We start from the raw sequence: 17026 nt of genomic DNA, 5'->3' as shown, positions 1-17026 counted from the left end.
AAAAGTGGGGTTTCATCATGTATAATGAAGTCCATAGTTTACATGGTCATACATTACTGTTGATCACAAAACCTTCTTTGCAAGCGACAGCGTTATTACAACATTTAAAGCAATCTTTATCACTGAACGGGAAATTGCATAATATTCAACGTTCTTTTGATGATATTGCACCTGGCAGCATTATTCTGTTCGATATGATGGAAGCTGATAAAAAGCTTATCCATTACTGGCAAGATATTTTAAGCAGGAAAAACAATAATATCCGCGTACTGTTGTTAAATACCCCTGATGAATATCCTTTCAGGGATATCGAAAGCTGGCCGCATATCAATGGCGTGTTCTACGTCACGGAAGAAGAAGACCGGGTGGTCGAGGGCCTGCAGGGTATCTTGCGCGGAGAGTGTTATTTTTCGCAAAAGCTTGCCAGCTATCTCATCACGCACTCCGGAAATTATCGCTACAACAGCTCAGAGTCAGCACTGCTCACGCACCGTGAGAAAGAGATCCTGAATAAGTTACGCATTGGTGCTTCAAATATTGAAATCGCCCGTTCGTTATTTATCAGCGAAAATACGGTAAAGACGCACCTTTATAATCTTTTCAAGAAGATAGCTGTGAAAAACCGAACTCAGGCGGTTTCGTGGGCAAACGATAACCTCAGGCGTTAATCACATGAAGCGCACGTTGAGTTGGATCGCCGCAGCGGGTTTTCTGCTCGCTGCCGGGAATCTGAAGGCCGTCGAGGTCGAAGTTCCCGGATTGTTAACAGACCACACCGTCTCATCGGTCGGGCACAGCTTTTACCGTGCCTTCAGTGACAAATGGGACAATAAATACACGGGTAATATAACAATCAATGAGCGGCCCAGTGCACGATGGGGAAGCTGGATAACAATAACGGCTAATCAGGACGTTATATATCAAACGTTTTTATTCCCGACCAAATTAGACTTCGATAAAAACGTAGCCCAGGCACTGGCACAATCAGAAGACGCTATTAATCGCCTGCAAATAGATAAAGCCCTATTAAGCACACGCGATTTAGCAAAAGATGAGTTCTAGCGAACCGATATCTGGAGGCTGTCATGCGTATTGCATATGCAGTTGTTTCGATAATGCTGATCACCCCGATTAGCTGGGCCGGGAACATGACGTTTCAGTTCCGTAACCCAAACTTTGGCGGTAACCCTAACAACGGCGCGTTTCTGCTGAATGAGGCTCAGGCGCAAAACTCTTATAAGGACCCAAGCTTAAAGAATTTTAGCGTGGATACCCCCTCCGCACTGGACAATTTCACCCAGGCTATCCAGTCGCAGATTTTAGGCGGTTTGCTTACCAATATTAATACCGGTAAACCCGGCCGAATGGTGACCAACGACTTTATTGTTGATATCGCCAACCGGGACGGACAGCTTCAGCTGAACGTGACCGATCGTAAAACCGGAAAAGTCTCGACCATTCAGGTTTCCGGTCTACAAAACGATTCAACTAACTTCTAAACAACAACGAAATAAGGACAACAATCATGCAGCGCTTCCTGATATTTGTTGCAGTGTGCTTATTGAGCGGTTGTTTAACTGCTCCGCCTAAAGAAGCTGCAAAACCGACATTAATGCCTCGGGCCCAGAGTTATCGTGATTTAACGCATTTACCTTCTCCTACGGGGAAAATATTTGTCTCCGTGTACAACATTCAGGATGAAACCGGGCAATTCAAACCGTACCCGGCAAGTAACTTCTCCACGGCCGTACCGCAAAGCGCCACCGCGATGCTGGTAACCGCGCTGAAGGATTCACACTGGTTTATACCTCTGGAACGTCAGGGGCTGCAGAACCTGTTGAACGAACGCAAGATTATTCGTGCTGCCCAGGAAAATGGCACCGTCGCGGACAACAACCGTACGCCTCTACAATCGCTGGCGGCGGCGAACGTGATGATTGAAGGGTCGATAATTGGTTACGAAAGTAACGTTAAATCGGGCGGGGTGGGCGCGCGGTACTTCGGTATCGGTGCGGATACCCAGTACCAGCTCGATCAAATCGCCGTTAACCTGCGCGTGGTCAACGTCAGCACCGGCGAAGTGCTCTCTTCTGTGAACACCAGCAAAACCATACTGTCTTATGAAGTTCAGGCGGGGGTATTCCGCTTCATCGATTACCAGCGTTTGCTGGAAGGTGAAATTGGCTATACCTCTAACGAGCCGGTAATGATGTGTCTGATGTCAGCCATTGAAACCGGCGTGATCTTCTTAATCAACGATGGTATCGATCGCGGGCTGTGGGATCTACAAAACAAAGCAGACGTGCAGAATCCGATTCTGGTGAAATACCGCGATATGTCAGTACCTCCGGAATCCTGACGGGAAGCGCGTAAAAAAGGCGAGATGATTATCTCGCCTTTTTTTATTCACTCACTGCCGTGACGTTTTGCGCTTTCTCCCGCCGCGACGCCAGCCAAAGACCGCTGTTTTTCATGGCATAGCCAAACACCAGCCCCAGCGCCAGGGAGGGAACCACCAGCTTCCAGTCTCCCTGCCCTGCAAAGGTCGCACACGCCCCGATAAAGGTTCCCGGCACAAACGACAGCAGCAGATGCCTGGCCTGAACGCACATCAGGAAGGCAACAACGCCCGTCATGACGTAACTCAGGATCTCAACATGCGGCGCCAGCGCGCTGCCTTTCATGATGACCAGCGCCCAGATAACACCGCTCATCAGCGTGCAGCCAGAGATAAAGAGCCCTTTGACGCCCCCCTGCGGGCAGGCGAAATAGGCCGTACAGCCAAGGAATCCGGCCCAGCTGAGCAATCCGAGAGACACGGCCACCCATCCCCAAAGTCCGGAGAGAATGCCCGTCGTTATTGCGATAGAAAGTAATATGTTCATGGCGCGCATCTTAGCAGAAGCGCACCAGAGAAATGCGATCAGAAGCACATTACGTGCAAATTGAGATGTTGAGTTGCAGAATTTATGTGATCCGAATCACTCTTCATTCTCTTCTTCCAGCTCATCCCACATCGCCGCAATCGCATCGCGGGTGATCGGTGCCAGCGTTCTCCAGAACGGCGAGGTGGCATGGGCTTCGACTTTACCCAGAAATGTCCCCACCCACGGCAGCAGATACGTTTCGAAAAGGGTTTCGATGGCTTCGTTCTCATCATCCCCGGCGTTGTCTTCGATCCAGGAGGCAGCCAGCAGCAGCGTACCGATATGGTCGGCTGGCGTATCGCTCAGCGGCATACCGCGCGAAGAGAGGAAAGCACGCACTTCCGCTTCCGTTGCCCCTTCCTGCCAGGCGGAACGGTATGGCGAAACGCGGCACTCCTCGCCGACGAACAGCGCATTGTAGTCCGTCGCAATCTGCTGCATGTCGCAGCTTTTTTGCAGACGTTCCAGTAAATCATCCTGTTCCAGCGGCCAGTTCTGCGCCAGTTTGCCTTCACGAATTAACGTAAAAAGCGGAACCAACAGCGGGTCCTGCGGCTGGCGATAATAGAGCGTACCCAGCACGCGACAAAGGATGGAGAACTCGTTCATTTTTATTATTCCATTACACAATTAAAGATCGGCAAATTCGTCAATCGGCTCCATGCCGCGCGACTCGAGGAAATCGAGCATGCGGCGTGGGGTGACGTTGAGGATTTGCGCTTCCGGGAAGTTAACATCATTCAGCACTTTCAGGCACTCGCTGAAATCACCCAGCGTAAACGCGGTATGGGAATCTGAGCCCAGCGCCACCATGCCGCCGGCATCACGCACGGCAGCGGCCACCTCACGACAGTTGGCTTCACTGCCCTTACGCGAGTGAACGAAGGAGGAGTTGTTAATCTCCAGCGCCACGCGGTGTTTCGCTGCCGCCTGCGCGACGGCCTGAATATCAATGGGGTACTTCGGGTTACCGGGATGACTGATAATGTGCACATTGCCGCTGGCAATGGTGGCAATCATCGCCGCGGTGTGGGTCTCTTTATCCTGAGGCGGGAAAACCGGCTCATGAAAACCGGCGAGGATAAGGTCGAGAGAGGTCAGCATCGGGCCGGTGCAGTCAATCTCACCGTCGGTGTTTTTGATGTTCGCCTCAATGCCGCGCAGGATCCCAATGCCATCCACCAGTCGTGGCCAGATACGCATATTCACAAAATGCCAGTAGTGCGGCGCGTCCGCCATGTCCGGGCCATGATCGGTGATCGCGAAAAGCTTGATGCCTTTAAGCTTCGCCTGGGCGATATAATCATGGAGGTTGCTATACGCGTGGGTGCTGGCGACGGTGTGCATATGCAGGTCAACGGGATACATCTCTCTCTCCTCTGCGGTTTTTCCAAAGGATAGCAGTTATCAGCGGCGAATATTAGCAAAAACCCGGCGAACGCCGGGTTTCTCTCAGTAGCCGCGCCGTCTGTCGACCTGGCCGGTGACTGGGTTGCCCTTTTCCATTTCGCTGATGGTATGGGAGATATACGCCACCGCCTCTGCCGGACGCGTCACGGCAGCCACGTGCGGGGTCATCGCCACGCGCGGATGCGCCCAAAGCGGGCTTTCCGCGGGCAGCGGCTCGCGGCTATAGACATCCAGCATCGCGCCTTTTAGCTTTCCGCTGTCCAGCGCCTTCAGCAGATCGGACTCGACCAGATGCACCCCGCGCGCCAGGTTCATCAGGTAGCTCTGGTCGACGAGCTGATTGAGCAGGGCTGCATTGATGATCCCTACCGTTTCCGCCGTATTGGGCAGCAGGTTGATCAGCACGCGCGTGCCTTTAAGAAACGCCGGAAGCTCATCCGTGCCGGCAAAGCTCTCGACGCCCGGATAGTCCTTGCGGCTGCGGCTCCAGCAGCGCAGCGGAAAGCCCCACGGAGCGAGGGCTTCAGCCACTTTTGAGCCCAGCACGCCTGCGCCGAGGATCCCGATAGTAAAGTCTTCGCGACGGTAATCCGGCAGCGGCTCCCAGCGGGCCTGCTGTTTAAAGGCCTGATAGTCATCAAAGCGGCGGAACCAGTGCAGCACCTGGCTGACGGCATATTCCTGCATCTGCTGGCCCATTCCGGTATCCTCAAGGCGGAACAGGGGGATCTCTTCCGGGAGCATTTCAGGCTGTGCCTTCAGTTTGCTCAGAATGGAATCCACCCCCGCCCCCAGGGCAAAAACAGCCTTCAGCTTGCGGCCCTGGAGCATTTCTACCGGAGGATGCCAGACCAGCGCATAGTCAGCATGTTCATTATCGCCACGCTTCCATTCACGAACGCGTGCGCCGGGTAATGCTGCCGTAAGCGCCTTGATCCAGTATGCCGTATCAAACGTGGGGTGATAGAAAAGTATATCCATAGTTATTCCTGCCTTTTATTGCGCTGATTTATTTTGCTTTTTCACTGGAGGGTCAGCATATCAAATTTATTGCGCGACCGTGTTGCTGATAAAAAAGACGCTTTCAGCACATTTAAGAATCATGTTGCCTGAAGTTTGTCTAAACGCGCTAAATTACTGAAAAAGTGAGTTGACGGCAGTTCGGCTTTTCCTTACATTAGCGCCCGTCCCGACAACAACGGGATGACAATATGGTGAGGTGTCCGAGTGGCTGAAGGAGCACGCCTGGAAAGTGTGTATACGGCAACGTATCGGGGGTTCGAATCCCCCCCTCACCGCCATATTTAAGATGAGAGCTCGTACGAAAGTACGGGCTTTTTTCTTTTATATTCTCCGAAAAGGGGGGATGAGAATCCCCGACCGGGGTTCGACAACTGGCGACAGCCAGTTGGACAGACTGAGAGCGCAGCGAACAGGCTGCCCGAAGGGCGAGCGAAGCGAGTCAATCCCCCCCTCACCGCCATATTTAAGATGAGAGCTCGTACGAAAGTACGGGCTTTTTTCTTTTGGATCGACCGAACCCTGAGACTTCCTGCGCAGTTTATGTCGGGTGGCGCTGCGCTTACCCGACCTACAAAAACTACTCTTCAACCATCTTCGCGTACTCTGCGGTCAGAAAATCCACCAGCGTCCTGACGGACGGCAGCAAACCGCGCCTTGAAGGATAAACGGCATGAATTACTTCCCGTCGCGGTTCCCAGGCATCAAGTACCCGAACCAGTTCCCCGGACGCTAGCTGATCCTTCACCATTAAAATCGGCAATTGCACCACGCCGATGCCCGCCATGGCAGCTTCACGTAGCGCGAGCATATCGGTGGTGATCAGCCGGGGATGGTAATGGATTTCCGCTCTGGCGCCGCCGGGGCCACAGAGTTCCCATTTATGGATATGTTTCCCCTCACTCATGCTTAACCCGGGCCAGGCACTGAGTTCTGACGGGGCGACCGGTTCTCCCATGCGTTGAATCAGCGCCGGACCGGCGACCAGACAATGCCCCCTGTCAGCCAGCACCCTTAACACCAGGTCGCTGTCATCAAACGGACGCGGGCGGACGCGGATCGCGATATCCACGCCCTCTCCCACCAGGTCGACCCGCCGGTTAGTCGCCTCCAGTTGAAGATTGATGCCGGGGTAGCGCGCCATAAATCTGGCCAGCATCGGACCCACGTGGACATGCAGCAGGGTTATCGGGCAGGTGATCCTGACGACACCGCGCGGTTCAGCCTGCAGTGCCGCCACGGCTTCCTCGGCGGCCTCGGCCTCCACCATCATCGCTTTACAGTGCTGATAGAAGGTCTGCCCGACCTCGGTCACCGTAAACTGTCGGGTTGTTCGGTGAATAAGCCGCACGCCGAGGCGTTCTTCCAGCTGGGCAATCCGGCGGCTTAGCCTGGACTTGGGCAGGTCAAGCGCCCTTCCCGCCGCCGCAAAGCCACCGTAGTCCACCACCTTCACAAACCAGACGAAGTCATTGAGATCCTGCATAAATCCTCATCGTTCTATTTTCAGAACAGTGAATGTCATTTTCACTATCTACCGGGATATTAACCCTGAATATAAGCTAATTACATCAACAGAACATCAGGAGTTAATCATGAAAAACGTAACAGGCGTTTATACCGCTCCCCGCCAGCACTGGGTCGGAGACGGTTTCCCGGTCCGTTCAATGTTCTCTTATCAGACGCACGGCGAGCCTCTCAGCCCGTTCCTGCTGCTGGACTACGCGGGCCCGTACACCTTTCCGGCAGATGGGGCGAAACGCGGCGTAGGCCAGCACCCTCACCGGGGTTTTGAAACGGTCACCATCGTCTATTCCGGTGAAGTGGAGCATCGCGACTCCACGGGTAAAGGCGGCGTTATTGGCCCCGGCGACGTGCAGTGGATGACCGCAGGCGCAGGCATTTTGCACGAGGAGTTCCACTCCAGCGCGTTCTCGCAGAAAGGCGGCGAGCTGAAAATGATGCAGCTGTGGGTCAACCTGCCGGCGAAAGACAAGATGGCGGCGCCGGGCTACCAGAGCATAACGAAGGATGCGATCCCGGTGGTGACGCTACCGGATAACAGCGGTTCGCTGCGGGTCATTGCCGGCCGCTACGACACGGTGACCGGCCCGGCGCACACCTTCTCGCCGCTCAACGTCTGGGACATCGCGCTGAATCAGGGAAGCCATTTGACGCTCAATCAGCCCGAAGGCTGGAGCACCGCGCTGGTCGTGCTGGAAGGCAACATCACGGTGAACGGTACGGCTCAGGCTGGTGAAGCCCAGCTGGTCGTATTGAGTCAGGAAGGCGACAAACTGCATCTGGAGGCGGACGGCGATGCAAAAGTGCTGCTGATGGCGGGCGAGCCGCTGAATGAACCCATCGTGGGCTATGGCCCGTTTGTGATGAACAGTAAAAGCGAAATCAACGAAGCCATTCGTGATTTCAACTCCGGCCGCTTCGGCCAGATCTGACGGTAATAAAGGAGAAGAAAATGTCTACACCTGCGAATTTTAACGGCACGCGTCCGGTTATTGATGTGAACGATGCGGTGATGTTGCTCATCGATCACCAGAGCGGCCTTTTCCAGACCGTGGGGGATATGCCCATGCCGGAACTGCGCGCCCGTGCGGCAGCGCTGGCTAAAATCGCGACGCTGGCGAAGATCCCGGTGATCACCACCGCGTCCGTTCCGCAGGGGCCAAACGGCCCGCTTATCCCGGAGATCCACGCCAACGCGCCGCATGCACAATACGTTGCCCGTAAAGGTGAGATCAACGCCTGGGATAACCCGGAGTTCGTGGCGGCGGTGAAAGCGACCGGATGCAAGACGTTGATTATCGCAGGCACTATCACCAGCGTCTGCATGGCCTTCCCGTCAATCAGCGCGGTTGCTGACGGGTATAAGGTGTTTGCGGTGATCGATGCCTCCGGTACCTACAGCAAAATGGCGCAGGAGATCACGCTGGCGCGCGTCGTGCAGGCAGGCGTGGTCCCGATGGATACGGCGGCGGTGGCCTCTGAGATCCAGCGTACCTGGAACCGTGAAGACGCAGCGGAGTGGGCTGAGGTCTATACCCACATCTTCCCGGCTTACCGGCTGCTGATCGAAAGCTACGGCAAAGCGCAGGAAGTGGTTAAAAACAGCGAAGTGCTCGATTCACAGCGTTGATGACTCGTGCTGCGACCCGAGCTGATTAAGGCTTAACCGAACGCACACGAATACAGAAAATCTGCTTGACCGCTTTAGCGCAACTCCCTATAGTAGCGCCCCGTTGCCCCCCAAGCGGTCAGGCAGCAAAACAATATGGTGAGGTGTCCGAGTGGCTGAAGGAGCACGCCTGGAAAGTGTGTATACGGCAACGTATCGGGGGTTCGAATCCCCCCCTCACCGCCATATTTAAAGAAGAGCTCGCATGAAAATGCGGGCTTTTTTTTTGCATATTGCACGTATGCAGTATTGTAGGTCGGGTAAGCGCAGCGCCACCCGACAGCATGCCCGCACAAAAAACAAAGCCCGGTTTCCCGGGCCTTGAACGCAACAGCAAACTCAATAATACGCTTGCAGCGTCCTCTGACACAGCGCCGACCGCACGCAGTCATCTTTGGTGAAGCGTACCACCCCAATCATCTCATCTTCCTCAAAACGTGACATGGCGTCGCTTAATCCGGACTTCACGCCGGACGGCAGGTCACACTGGGTGATGTCGCCGTTAACGATAACCGTCACGTTCTCCCCGAGGCGCGTTAAAAACATCTTCATTTGCGCAGCGGTCACGTTCTGAGCCTCGTCAAGAATGACGACCGCATTTTCAAATGTACGTCCGCGCATATAGGCGAACGGCGCGATTTCCACCTTGCCAATCTCTGGTCGCAGGCAGTACTGCATGAAGGATGCGCCCAGCCGCTTAACCAGCACGTCATAGACGGGCCTGAAGTACGGGGCAAACTTCTCCGAAATATCGCCGGGCAGGAAGCCGAGATCTTCATCCGCCTGCAGTACCGGACGGGTAACGATAATTCTCTCCACGTCCTTATGGATCAATGCTTCCGCCGCTTTGGCCGCACTAATCCACGTTTTCCCGCATCCGGCTTCACCGGTTGCAAAGATGAGCTGTTTACTCTCGATAGCATTCAGGTAGTGCGCCTGAGCCTCATTGCGCGCCACAATTGGAGAATTATCACGGCTGTCTCGGGCCATGCCAATTGCTTCTACGCCACTCATCTGCACAAGCGAGGTGACCGATTCTTCTTCACGCTGTTTATGGCTGCGTGAATCCCGTCTCAGCACACGTTTTGCTTCGCGACGAGCTTTGATCACTGCTTTTTGTCTTCCCATGGATAGCACCTTGAGTTGTTGGTATTCATCACACGCGCCAGCGTCGGCACGATTATGCGCACGAACATCAGAGGGTTGGCTTCCTTGTAAGCCATTGCTTGCACTATCGGATGACGATACGGAACAGCTACGCGCACCGTTCTGCACGTCGGTCGAATCAGGTTCTTGAGGAAGGGGGGAGAATTTAGTGGTGAGGAAATCGCTGCCGGAGTCTGAGCCTCCGCGCCGGGTGCTGCGGTTGTTATGTTTACCTTGTCCAGTACAGGACGCAACCATTCGCGATCTCCATAGTGATACAGCATCACTGCCGGGAACTACCGCTGTCTTATCTTAAGTACATCAGGAGTTATCATAAATGCAACATTTATTTTACCTGAATGCAACTTTTAAGACTGCTCTTGCAGCGGATTCAGTCTTATATAGAAATATTACAGAAATATAACAACAAGATAGTCATATGAAAAAATAATGTCCTCGCGAACGGTTGCGGGGACGATTATCAGGCTTCAATAAGACCTTGAGCGAGGTACGCGTTGCTGTCGCGCACGCCCGGCAGGGCAAAGAAATAGCCGCCGCCGATGGGCTTAATGTACTCTTCCAGCGCTTCGCCGTTGAGCCGCTTCTGCACGGTCAGGAACCCTTTTTCCAGATCGTGCTGGTAGCAGACGAACAGCAGCCCCATATCAAGCTGGCCGGAGTTGGTCACGCCGAGCGAGTAGCTGTAGCCGCGACGCATCATCAGGCTCGACTGCGACTCTTTGGTGCGCGGATTGGCCAGACGAATATGGCTGTCCAGCGCGATGGTGTCGCCATTCGGATCGCTGGCGTAGTCGGGCACGTCATGCTCATTCTTCATGCCGAGCGGCGCCCCGCTCTGCTTGTCGCGGCCAAAGATGGTCTGCTGCTCTTTGAGCGGCGTGCGGTCCCAGAACTCCACGTGGAACTGGATAATCCGCACCGCCTGATAGCTGCCCCCCACCGCCCATGCCGGTTCGCCCTGGTCAGCAGTGACCCACACCACCTCCTTCATGAGCGCAGCATCGTGGCTGTCCGGGTTGGCGGTGCCGTCCTTGAAGCCCAGAAGGTTGACCGGAGTCTCTTTCCCTTTGCTGCGGGCGGCGTGGTCAGAGATAAACCCTTCCCGCTTCCAGCGCACGCTGAGCAAATCCGGCGTGTGCTTGATGATGTCGCGCAGGGCGTGGATCACCGTGTCCTGGGTATTGGCGCAAATCTGCAGGAGCAGGTCGCCGTGGCACAGCGCCGCGTCGAGGGAATCATTCGGGAAGCGCGTCATTTTTTGCAGCGCTTTCGGCTTCTGCTTTGCCAGCCCGTAGCGCGCATCAAACAGCGATTCACCCAGCGAAACGGTAATGGTCAGGTTATCCGGGGCGATAAACGGCCCCAGAATGCCGGAGTCCATCGGCGGCAGGCGCGGGTTCGGCGTATCCGGTGCCGGTCCCCCGGCGGTAAGAAACGCGATGCGCGTCGTCAGCAGGCGGAACAGGCGTTCCAGATCGGCTTTATCGCTGGCCAGCGAATCAAAGGCCACCAGCATCATCGACGCCTGCTGCGGCGTCAGAATACCCGCCTGGTGCTCGCCGTAAAACGGCTGCGTCTCCATGCGGGCATTGGGTGACAGCGTGCCGGGCGCGCTTTGCGGTTTCGCCGCGTGCGCCACCGGACAGCCACCGGCCAGAGCAAGCGCGCCCCCCAGCGCCCCTACCCCTTTTAGCAGCCGGCGACGGGAAGGCTCAACCACGTCGCTCTCGTTATGCTTGTTCATCGTGCTTAGTCCAGACCCAGTACGCCACGCAGCAGGGAGAGATCTTCCGCCAGGGCGGTAATCGGGCCTTTCAGCGCGTTGCGATCGGCATCGGTCAGCTTGTCGTAGGTCTCAAACCCGTCTTTGGTGCGGTACTTCGCCAGGATGGTGTCGACCTTTTTGAAGTTGGCATCCACCTTGGCCAGCAGTTCGCCGTTCTCTTTCTGCAGCTGAGGACGCAGCAGGGTAACAATTTTCTGCGCGCCGTCGACGTTGGCCTGGAAGTCCCACAGGTCGGTGTGGCTGTAGCGATCCTCTTCGCCGCTGATTTTGCTCGCGGCCACTTCTTCAATCAGCCCGGCCGCGCCGCCCACCACTTTTGACGGCGGGAAGGCCAGCTCGCTGATGCGCTTTTGCAGCTCCAGCACGTCGCCGTTCAGCTGCCCGGCGTATTTCTCCATCCCTTTGGCAGAGTTATCGCCAAACAGCGCTTTTTCCAGACGGTGGAAGCCGGTGAATTTCGGATCGGCGGCCTTCTGCTCATAGTCATCTTCACGGGCGTCAATGCTGCCGTCGAGGTCGGAGAACAGCTCGGCAATCGGCTCAATGCGCTCGTAGTGCTGACGTGTTGGCGCGTAGAGGGATTTCGCTTTTTCGATATCACCCGCTTTTACCGCGTCGGTAAAGGCTTTGGTGCTCGCCACCAGATCCGCCGTCTCTTTGGTGACGTACGCTTTATAGGCGGTAATCGCATCGCCCAGGCTCAGCACCGCAGCGCCTTTCGCCGCATCGGCCGTCGCTTCACCTTTGACGATAAGCTTACCCTTAGGGTTGGTCAGCAGGCCGCAGGTCATCTCGTACTCGCCCGGCTGCAGGTTGGCGGTCATCTTCTGGCTGAAGCCAGGGGCGATATTTTCGCGCTCTTCGACGACCAGCACCCCTTTCAGGATCTCCCACTCCAGCGCCTTCTGGCTGTGGTTCTGAATAATGAACTGGGTTTTGCCGCTGTTTACCGTGAGGGTCATCGGCTCGCACTGCTTGTCGTTGACGGTCACTTTAACCTGTGGAACATCCGCGCCCCAGGCGGAGAATGCGGAAGCGAACAGCGCGGCAATGCCTGCGCATAACGCACTACGACGGAACTGAATTGCCATGACTCTTCCCTTTAAAAGTATGTTGTCACTAAATCAATGATTACGGCGCAACGCGCGACGCCTGGGTGCCGGCACGCGGCGGCATAGCAAACAGCACCAGCGCCGGAACCAGATAAATAAAGTACATCGCCACTTCGCTGACGCTCGGCGTTTCCTGATAGCCGAAAATGCCTTCGAGCAGGGTGCCGGTCAGCGAATGGGTGGAGAGGACGTTGCTGAGGTCGAACGCCACGTCCTGGAAATGATTCCACAGGCCCGCTTCATGGAAGGCGCGGATCGCCCCTGCCGCCAGCCCGGCCGCCACCAGCAGAATAAACAGGCTGGTCCACCTGAAGAACGCGCCCAGGTTCAGGCGGATACCGCCCCAGTAGAGCAGGAAACCGAGCACCACCGCCGTAGCAAGACCCAGCACGGCGCCCAGCGGGGGCCAGATCCCCACATCCTGCTGAAACGCCGCCAGCAGGAAGAAAACAGACTCCAGCCCTTCGCGCGCCACGGCGAAAAAGACCATCATAATGAGCGCCCAGCCGTGGTTATTGCCCTTCTGCAGCGCGTTATCCACCGCCTGCTCCAGCTGCACCTTCACGTTGCGCGAAACTTTACGCATCCAGAACACCATCCAGGTGAGGATGACGACCGCAATCACGGCGACGATACCCTCAAACAGCTCCTGCTCCTTCTGCGGGAACTCGCCGGTGGTTTCGTTGATGAGGATCCCCAGACCCAGGCAGAGCGCCGCGGCAAGGAATACCCCGATCCACATGACGCCAATCCAGCGTCCGCGCTGGGTTCGCTTCAGATAACTGGCGATGAGGCTGACGATAAGGGCGGCTTCGAGCCCTTCACGTAACATAATGAGAAATGGAACAAACATGCCGACACCTTAAATGTTTATCGCGGTCAACTGATGCAAAGAAAGGTAAATTCTTGTGATAGTGATTATCATTACGGCGAAAAGAAACACAAGCGAAATGTGTGGTGTTTTGATGACGAGTTGTAAACGCCAAGCAAGGTTATAGTTACCTGCGTGACGTTCAGGTTTATAAGTTATAACGAAAATGCCCATTTACGGTTAATCAGCGCTGTGGCTAAATATCAGCCTCGAAAACCAAGTGAAAATAAACCATGTTTAAGATTGTCCATTTCCTGCTGGCGCTGGTGATTATTCTTGCGCTGGCCTGGCTGGTGAGTTTCGACCGCCGAAAAATTCGCATTCGTTATGTTTTACAACTGATTGTTATTGAAATTGCCCTGGCGTTCTTTTTCCTGCACGCCGAAAGCGGCTTATTCCTGATTAAATACGTTTCCGGCTTCTTTGAATCCCTGCTGAAATTTGCCGGCGAAGGCACCAATTTTGTCTTTGGCGGCATGGGTGAAAAAGGGCTGGCGTTCATTTTCCTCGGCGTACTTTGCCCGATTATTTTTATTTCCGCGCTGATTGGTATTCTTCAGCACTGGCGAATTCTGCCGATTTTTATTCGGGTGATCGGTACGCTGCTGTCAAAAGTGAACGGCATGGGCAAGCTGGAATCGTTTAACGCGGTGAGCTCGCTGATCCTCGGCCAGTCGGAAAACTTCATTGCCTACAAGGGCGTGCTGGGGGATCTCTCCTCGCGTCGCCTGTTCACCATGGCGGCCACGGCCATGTCGACGGTCTCCCTGTCGATTGTCGGGGCGTATATGACCATGCTCGACGCCAAATTCGTCGTCGCGGCGCTGATTTTAAACATGTTCAGCACCTTTATTATTCTCTCCGTCATCAACCCGACCCGCCCGGAAGCGGAGCCGGATATCAGGCTGGAAAAACTGCATGAATCCCAGAGCTTCTTCGAAATGCTCGGCGAGTATATTCTGGCCGGTTTTAAGGTGGCGATGATTATTCTGGCGATGCTGATTGGCTTTATCGCGCTTATTAGCGCCGTCAACGCCCTCTTCTCCAGCGTATTTGGCATGAGCTTCCAGCAGATCCTGGGCTATGTATTTTATCCCCTGGCGTGGCTGGTGGGTATTCCGCTGAGCGATGCCCTAAACGCGGGCAGTATTATGGCGACCAAGCTGGTGGCAAATGAATTTGTGGCGATGATTGAGCTGCAAAAAATCGCGCACCAGATGTCCCCGCGCGGGCTGGGCATTTTATCGGTCTTCCTGGTGTCGTTCGCGAACTTCGCCTCCATCGGCATCGTGGCCGGGGCGATTAAGGGGCTGAACGAGCAGCAGGGGAACGTGGTATCGCGCTTTGGCCTGCGTCTGGTGTACGGCGCGACGCTGGTGAGCCTGCTGTCGGCGAGCTTTGCGGGGCTGGTGTTGTAAGTTTTGTGCGGTTTGTGCCCGGTGGCGGCTACGCCTTACCGGGCCTACAACACTATCCCGCCGTTTTGCTTAAAATTGCACGCACACCGGCTGGTCGACACGCATCACCGACTCCTGCGCGAAGCGTGATTTGTAAATCCCGCGTAGCGCCTCGATGTTCTTCTCGCTCTGCGCGTCCTTCCCGTGGATCAGCATTAACGCTTTGCTCGGCTCGCGCGCCACTTTCCCGTCGTTCCCCAGCCACTGCCCCCGGGCATCAAATACCGTTAAGCCATCGCGAAAGCGCGGCGTCACGTCCTGGTCAACGAACTGCTGCCACTCGTTGCCGGTAATCTGCGCCCCGGCAGGGCGATTTAAGCCGAAATAGAGCGTGGTTTGCTGCATCTGGTTATCCGCTTTGCAGGTCTCCACCGCCGCGTGTTGCGATGGTGCGTTGCAGCCAGCCAGCATCAATAATGCCGCCGCCATTAACCCTGTTTTGATTGTCATGCTTCGCTATCCTCATTGTTATAAGCACAGCGATATCAACGTAAATTGCAGAATTTAGCAAGAGAGGTTTATTCCCTCTCCCCTTTGGGGAGAGGGTTAGGGTGAGGGGAAAATTATTCCGGCTGCAGCTTAGACGGCGGCGCGGAGCGGTAATGCGCGTCTGCTTCAGCAAAGCGTTTCTGCATGGCGGCAGACGGTGCCTTACCCAGCAGGCTGAAGACCACGATGCCGATGCTGCCGAAGATGAAGCCCGGGATGATTTCGTACAGGCCCAGCCACGCGAACTGCTTCCAGACGATGACGGTCACCGCACCGATGATCATCCCCGCCAGCGCGCCGTTGCGGGTCATACGTGACCACATGACGGAGAACAGCACCACCGGACCAAACGCCGCACCGAAGCCCGCCCACGCGTAGCTCACGAGGCCCAGCACGCGGTTTTCCGGGTTGGCCGCCAGGGCAATCGCCACCAGCGCCACCACCAGCACCATAAAGCGCCCGACCCACACCAGCTCTTTCTGACTCGCGTTCTTGCGCAGGAAGGCTTTGTAGAGGTCTTCGGTAATCGCGCTGGAGCAAACCAGCAGCTGGCAGCTCAGGGTGGACATCACCGCCGCCAGGATCGCGGAGAGCAGAATACCGGCAATCCACGGGTTAAACAGAATCTGCGCCAGCTCGATGAACACGCGTTCCGCGTTCTGGTTAACCGCGCCCGCCTGCGCCGGGTTGTTGTTGAAGTAGGCAATACCGAAGAAGCCGACCGCACACGCCCCTGCCAGACACAGGATCATCCACGTCATGCTGATGCGGCGCGCGTGAACGATGGTATGGTGAGAATCCGCCGCCATAAAGCGCGCCAGAATGTGCGGCTGGCCGAAGTAGCCTAAACCCCAGCCCATCAGGGAGACGATGGCGACAAAGTTCAGCCCTTTCAGCATGTCGACGTTTTCGATGCTCTTCTGCTTGATCACTTCCAGCGAATCGGCAAAGCCGCCAACGGTGAAAATGACAATCACCGGGGTCAGGATCAGGGCGAAGATCATCAGGCTCGCCTGCACGGTGTCGGTCCAGCTTACCGCCAGGAATCCGCCCACGAAGGTATACAGGATAGTCGCCGCCGCACCCGCCCACAGGGCGGTTTCATAGCTCATGCCGAAGGTGCTTTCGAACAGACGCGCGCCCGCCACGATGCCGGAGGCGCAATAGATGGTGAAGAACAGCAGAATAACCACCGCTGAGATAATGCGCAGGATGCGGCTGTTGTCTTCAAAACGTCCGGTGAAGTAGTCCGGCAGCGTCAGGGCGTTATTGTTGGCCTCGGTGTGCACGCGCAGACGGCCTGCCACCAGCTTCCAGTTGATCCATGCGCCGACGGTCAGGCCGATGGCGATCCAGCTTTCCGAGATACCGGAGATGAAGATCGCGCCCGGCAGCCCCATCAGCAGCCAGCCGCTCATGTCCGACGCGCCCGCAGAGAGTGCGGTCACCATTGGGCCTAAGCTACGTCCGCCCAGAATGTAGTCGTCAAAGTTTTTCGTTGAACGCCACGCCAAAAACCCTATCAGGATCATGCCAAATATATAAACGAGAAATGTCACCAGCATCGGTGTGCTAATCGCCATGCAAATTCTCC

At 55.6% G+C, this 17026-nt stretch carries 18 protein-coding genes, 2 tRNA genes and 1 other RNA gene; 10 read left to right on the top strand and 11 right to left on the bottom strand.

Annotated elements, in window-relative coordinates:
* Window positions 1-17: 17 nt before the first annotated feature.
* From csgD to csgG, 4 genes are read left to right on the top strand one after another with little or no spacing between them, the layout of a single operon-like run.
* Entirely contained in the window at window positions 18-668 is a 651-nt protein-coding gene (gene csgD, locus ACMWKK_RS12165) for a biofilm master transcriptional regulator CsgD (RefSeq protein ID WP_021240790.1), read from the top strand.
* A 4-nt stretch (window positions 669-672) separates the two neighbouring features.
* Window positions 673-1062 carry a curli production assembly/transport protein CsgE gene (csgE, locus tag ACMWKK_RS12160; RefSeq protein WP_045326930.1) on the top strand — a complete coding sequence of 130 codons (390 nt, stop codon included), beginning with the start codon at window positions 673-675 and terminating at the stop codon, window positions 1060-1062.
* Window positions 1063-1085: 23 nt separating this feature from the next.
* Window positions 1086-1499, top strand: a complete 414-nt coding sequence (csgF, locus tag ACMWKK_RS12155; protein ID WP_045326929.1) for a curli production assembly/transport protein CsgF — start codon at window positions 1086-1088, stop codon at window positions 1497-1499.
* 26 nt (window positions 1500-1525) lie between these two features.
* Window positions 1526-2359, top strand: coding sequence for a curli production assembly/transport protein CsgG (gene csgG / locus ACMWKK_RS12150; protein ID WP_028019093.1), 834 nt, complete (start codon window positions 1526-1528; stop codon window positions 2357-2359).
* 43 nt (window positions 2360-2402) lie between these two features.
* Here csgG and ACMWKK_RS12145 read toward each other — a convergent pair whose 3' ends face one another.
* The 4 genes from ACMWKK_RS12145 to ghrA all read right to left on the bottom strand — a co-directional run bounded on the left by ACMWKK_RS12145 (window position 2403) and on the right by ghrA (window position 5318).
* On the bottom strand, window positions 2403-2885 hold the full coding sequence (locus ACMWKK_RS12145) for a DUF1097 domain-containing protein (protein WP_072265743.1): 483 nt from the start codon (window positions 2883-2885) through the stop codon (window positions 2403-2405).
* A gap of 96 nt (window positions 2886-2981) precedes the next feature.
* Window positions 2982-3536 (bottom strand): molecular chaperone, encoded by a 555-nt coding sequence (locus ACMWKK_RS12140; RefSeq protein WP_112781890.1) that lies wholly within the window; start codon window positions 3534-3536, stop codon window positions 2982-2984.
* A 21-nt stretch (window positions 3537-3557) separates the two neighbouring features.
* On the bottom strand, window positions 3558-4295 hold the full coding sequence (locus ACMWKK_RS12135; RefSeq protein WP_045326926.1) for a phosphatase: 738 nt from the start codon (window positions 4293-4295) through the stop codon (window positions 3558-3560).
* A gap of 84 nt (window positions 4296-4379) precedes the next feature.
* Window positions 4380-5318 carry a glyoxylate/hydroxypyruvate reductase GhrA gene (gene ghrA / locus ACMWKK_RS12130; RefSeq protein WP_112781891.1) on the bottom strand — a complete coding sequence of 313 codons (939 nt, stop codon included), beginning with the start codon at window positions 5316-5318 and terminating at the stop codon, window positions 4380-4382.
* A 232-nt stretch (window positions 5319-5550) separates the two neighbouring features.
* Between ghrA and ACMWKK_RS12125 the strand changes: the two genes are divergently transcribed.
* Both ACMWKK_RS12125 and ACMWKK_RS12120 read left to right on the top strand, forming a co-directional pair.
* Window positions 5551-5638, top strand: a tRNA-Ser gene (locus ACMWKK_RS12125).
* A 44-nt stretch (window positions 5639-5682) separates the two neighbouring features.
* Window positions 5683-5820, top strand: a non-coding RNA gene (locus ACMWKK_RS12120) — RtT sRNA.
* A gap of 117 nt (window positions 5821-5937) precedes the next feature.
* Here ACMWKK_RS12120 and ACMWKK_RS12115 read toward each other — a convergent pair.
* Window positions 5938-6843, bottom strand: coding sequence for a LysR family transcriptional regulator (locus ACMWKK_RS12115; RefSeq protein ID WP_112781892.1), 906 nt, complete (start codon window positions 6841-6843; stop codon window positions 5938-5940).
* A 109-nt stretch (window positions 6844-6952) separates the two neighbouring features.
* Between ACMWKK_RS12115 and ACMWKK_RS12110 the strand changes: the two genes are divergently transcribed.
* From ACMWKK_RS12110 to ACMWKK_RS12100, 3 genes are all read left to right on the top strand, one after another.
* Window positions 6953-7813, top strand: coding sequence for a pirin family protein (locus ACMWKK_RS12110; RefSeq protein ID WP_406542803.1), 861 nt, complete (start codon window positions 6953-6955; stop codon window positions 7811-7813).
* A gap of 20 nt (window positions 7814-7833) precedes the next feature.
* Complete coding sequence (locus ACMWKK_RS12105) at window positions 7834-8511, top strand: isochorismatase family protein (RefSeq protein ID WP_112781894.1); 678 nt, start codon at window positions 7834-7836, stop codon at window positions 8509-8511.
* A gap of 137 nt (window positions 8512-8648) precedes the next feature.
* Window positions 8649-8736: transfer RNA gene (locus ACMWKK_RS12100), tRNA-Ser, on the top strand.
* 153 nt (window positions 8737-8889) lie between these two features.
* On the opposite strand, the gene phoH is transcribed toward ACMWKK_RS12100, so the two are convergent.
* From phoH to efeU, 4 genes are all read right to left on the bottom strand, one after another.
* Window positions 8890-9678: a phosphate starvation-inducible protein PhoH gene (phoH, locus tag ACMWKK_RS12095; protein WP_008503509.1), complete on the bottom strand. Its 789-nt coding sequence runs from the start codon at window positions 9676-9678 to the stop codon at window positions 8890-8892.
* A gap of 499 nt (window positions 9679-10177) precedes the next feature.
* A complete protein-coding gene (gene efeB, locus ACMWKK_RS12090) occupies window positions 10178-11461 on the bottom strand; it encodes an iron uptake transporter deferrochelatase/peroxidase subunit (protein WP_112781896.1) in 1284 nt (427 codons plus the stop codon).
* A gap of 5 nt (window positions 11462-11466) precedes the next feature.
* Window positions 11467-12594, bottom strand: coding sequence for an iron uptake system protein EfeO (efeO, locus tag ACMWKK_RS12085; protein ID WP_112781897.1), 1128 nt, complete (start codon window positions 12592-12594; stop codon window positions 11467-11469).
* A gap of 40 nt (window positions 12595-12634) precedes the next feature.
* Window positions 12635-13468, bottom strand: a complete 834-nt coding sequence (gene efeU / locus ACMWKK_RS12080) for an iron uptake transporter permease EfeU (RefSeq protein WP_045326918.1) — start codon at window positions 13466-13468, stop codon at window positions 12635-12637.
* A gap of 251 nt (window positions 13469-13719) precedes the next feature.
* Between efeU and ACMWKK_RS12075 the strand changes: the two genes are divergently transcribed.
* A complete protein-coding gene (locus ACMWKK_RS12075; RefSeq protein ID WP_112781898.1) occupies window positions 13720-14904 on the top strand; it encodes a NupC/NupG family nucleoside CNT transporter in 1185 nt (394 codons plus the stop codon).
* Between the two features lie 69 nt (window positions 14905-14973).
* Here ACMWKK_RS12075 and ACMWKK_RS12070 read toward each other — a convergent pair whose 3' ends face one another.
* Together ACMWKK_RS12070 and putP are read right to left on the bottom strand one after the other, a co-directional pair.
* Window positions 14974-15393 carry a DUF3574 domain-containing protein gene (locus ACMWKK_RS12070; RefSeq protein WP_032658073.1) on the bottom strand — a complete coding sequence of 140 codons (420 nt, stop codon included), beginning with the start codon at window positions 15391-15393 and terminating at the stop codon, window positions 14974-14976.
* 113 nt (window positions 15394-15506) lie between these two features.
* Complete coding sequence (gene putP, locus ACMWKK_RS12065; protein WP_045326916.1) at window positions 15507-17015, bottom strand: sodium/proline symporter PutP; 1509 nt, start codon at window positions 17013-17015, stop codon at window positions 15507-15509.
* Between the last annotated feature and the right edge of the window lie 11 nt (window positions 17016-17026).

Origin of the sequence: Enterobacter sp. 01-M-03-SI-ECC, from assembly GCF_047530215.1 — a bacterium.
GTDB classification, from domain to species: Bacteria; Pseudomonadota; Gammaproteobacteria; order Enterobacterales; family Enterobacteriaceae; genus Enterobacter; species Enterobacter chengduensis.
The sequence above is the reverse complement of the archived record's forward strand: the minus strand, read 5'-3'. Positions and strand labels throughout refer to the sequence as shown.

What these genes read in the sequence shown, in the direction of transcription:
- csgD (WP_021240790.1), top strand. Translation starts at nt 18, where the DNA reads ATGTATAATGAAGTCCATAGTTTACATGGTCATACATTACTGTTGATC.
- csgE (WP_045326930.1), top strand. Translation starts at nt 673, where the DNA reads ATGAAGCGCACGTTGAGTTGGATCGCCGCAGCGGGTTTTCTGCTCGCT.
- csgF (WP_045326929.1), top strand. Translation starts at nt 1,086, where the DNA reads ATGCGTATTGCATATGCAGTTGTTTCGATAATGCTGATCACCCCGATT.
- csgG (WP_028019093.1), top strand. Translation starts at nt 1,526, where the DNA reads ATGCAGCGCTTCCTGATATTTGTTGCAGTGTGCTTATTGAGCGGTTGT.
- ACMWKK_RS12145 (WP_072265743.1), bottom strand. Translation starts at nt 2,885, where the DNA reads ATGAACATATTACTTTCTATCGCAATAACGACGGGCATTCTCTCCGGA.
- ACMWKK_RS12140 (WP_112781890.1), bottom strand. Translation starts at nt 3,536, where the DNA reads ATGAACGAGTTCTCCATCCTTTGTCGCGTGCTGGGTACGCTCTATTAT.
- ACMWKK_RS12135 (WP_045326926.1), bottom strand. Translation starts at nt 4,295, where the DNA reads ATGTATCCCGTTGACCTGCATATGCACACCGTCGCCAGCACCCACGCG.
- ghrA (WP_112781891.1), bottom strand. Translation starts at nt 5,318, where the DNA reads ATGGATATACTTTTCTATCACCCCACGTTTGATACGGCATACTGGATC.
- ACMWKK_RS12115 (WP_112781892.1), bottom strand. Translation starts at nt 6,843, where the DNA reads ATGCAGGATCTCAATGACTTCGTCTGGTTTGTGAAGGTGGTGGACTAC.
- ACMWKK_RS12110 (WP_406542803.1), top strand. Translation starts at nt 6,953, where the DNA reads ATGAAAAACGTAACAGGCGTTTATACCGCTCCCCGCCAGCACTGGGTC.
- ACMWKK_RS12105 (WP_112781894.1), top strand. Translation starts at nt 7,834, where the DNA reads ATGTCTACACCTGCGAATTTTAACGGCACGCGTCCGGTTATTGATGTG.
- phoH (WP_008503509.1), bottom strand. Translation starts at nt 9,678, where the DNA reads ATGGGAAGACAAAAAGCAGTGATCAAAGCTCGTCGCGAAGCAAAACGT.
- efeB (WP_112781896.1), bottom strand. Translation starts at nt 11,461, where the DNA reads ATGAACAAGCATAACGAGAGCGACGTGGTTGAGCCTTCCCGTCGCCGG.
- efeO (WP_112781897.1), bottom strand. Translation starts at nt 12,594, where the DNA reads ATGGCAATTCAGTTCCGTCGTAGTGCGTTATGCGCAGGCATTGCCGCG.
- efeU (WP_045326918.1), bottom strand. Translation starts at nt 13,468, where the DNA reads ATGTTTGTTCCATTTCTCATTATGTTACGTGAAGGGCTCGAAGCCGCC.
- ACMWKK_RS12075 (WP_112781898.1), top strand. Translation starts at nt 13,720, where the DNA reads ATGTTTAAGATTGTCCATTTCCTGCTGGCGCTGGTGATTATTCTTGCG.
- ACMWKK_RS12070 (WP_032658073.1), bottom strand. Translation starts at nt 15,393, where the DNA reads ATGACAATCAAAACAGGGTTAATGGCGGCGGCATTATTGATGCTGGCT.
- putP (WP_045326916.1), bottom strand. Translation starts at nt 17,015, where the DNA reads ATGGCGATTAGCACACCGATGCTGGTGACATTTCTCGTTTATATATTT.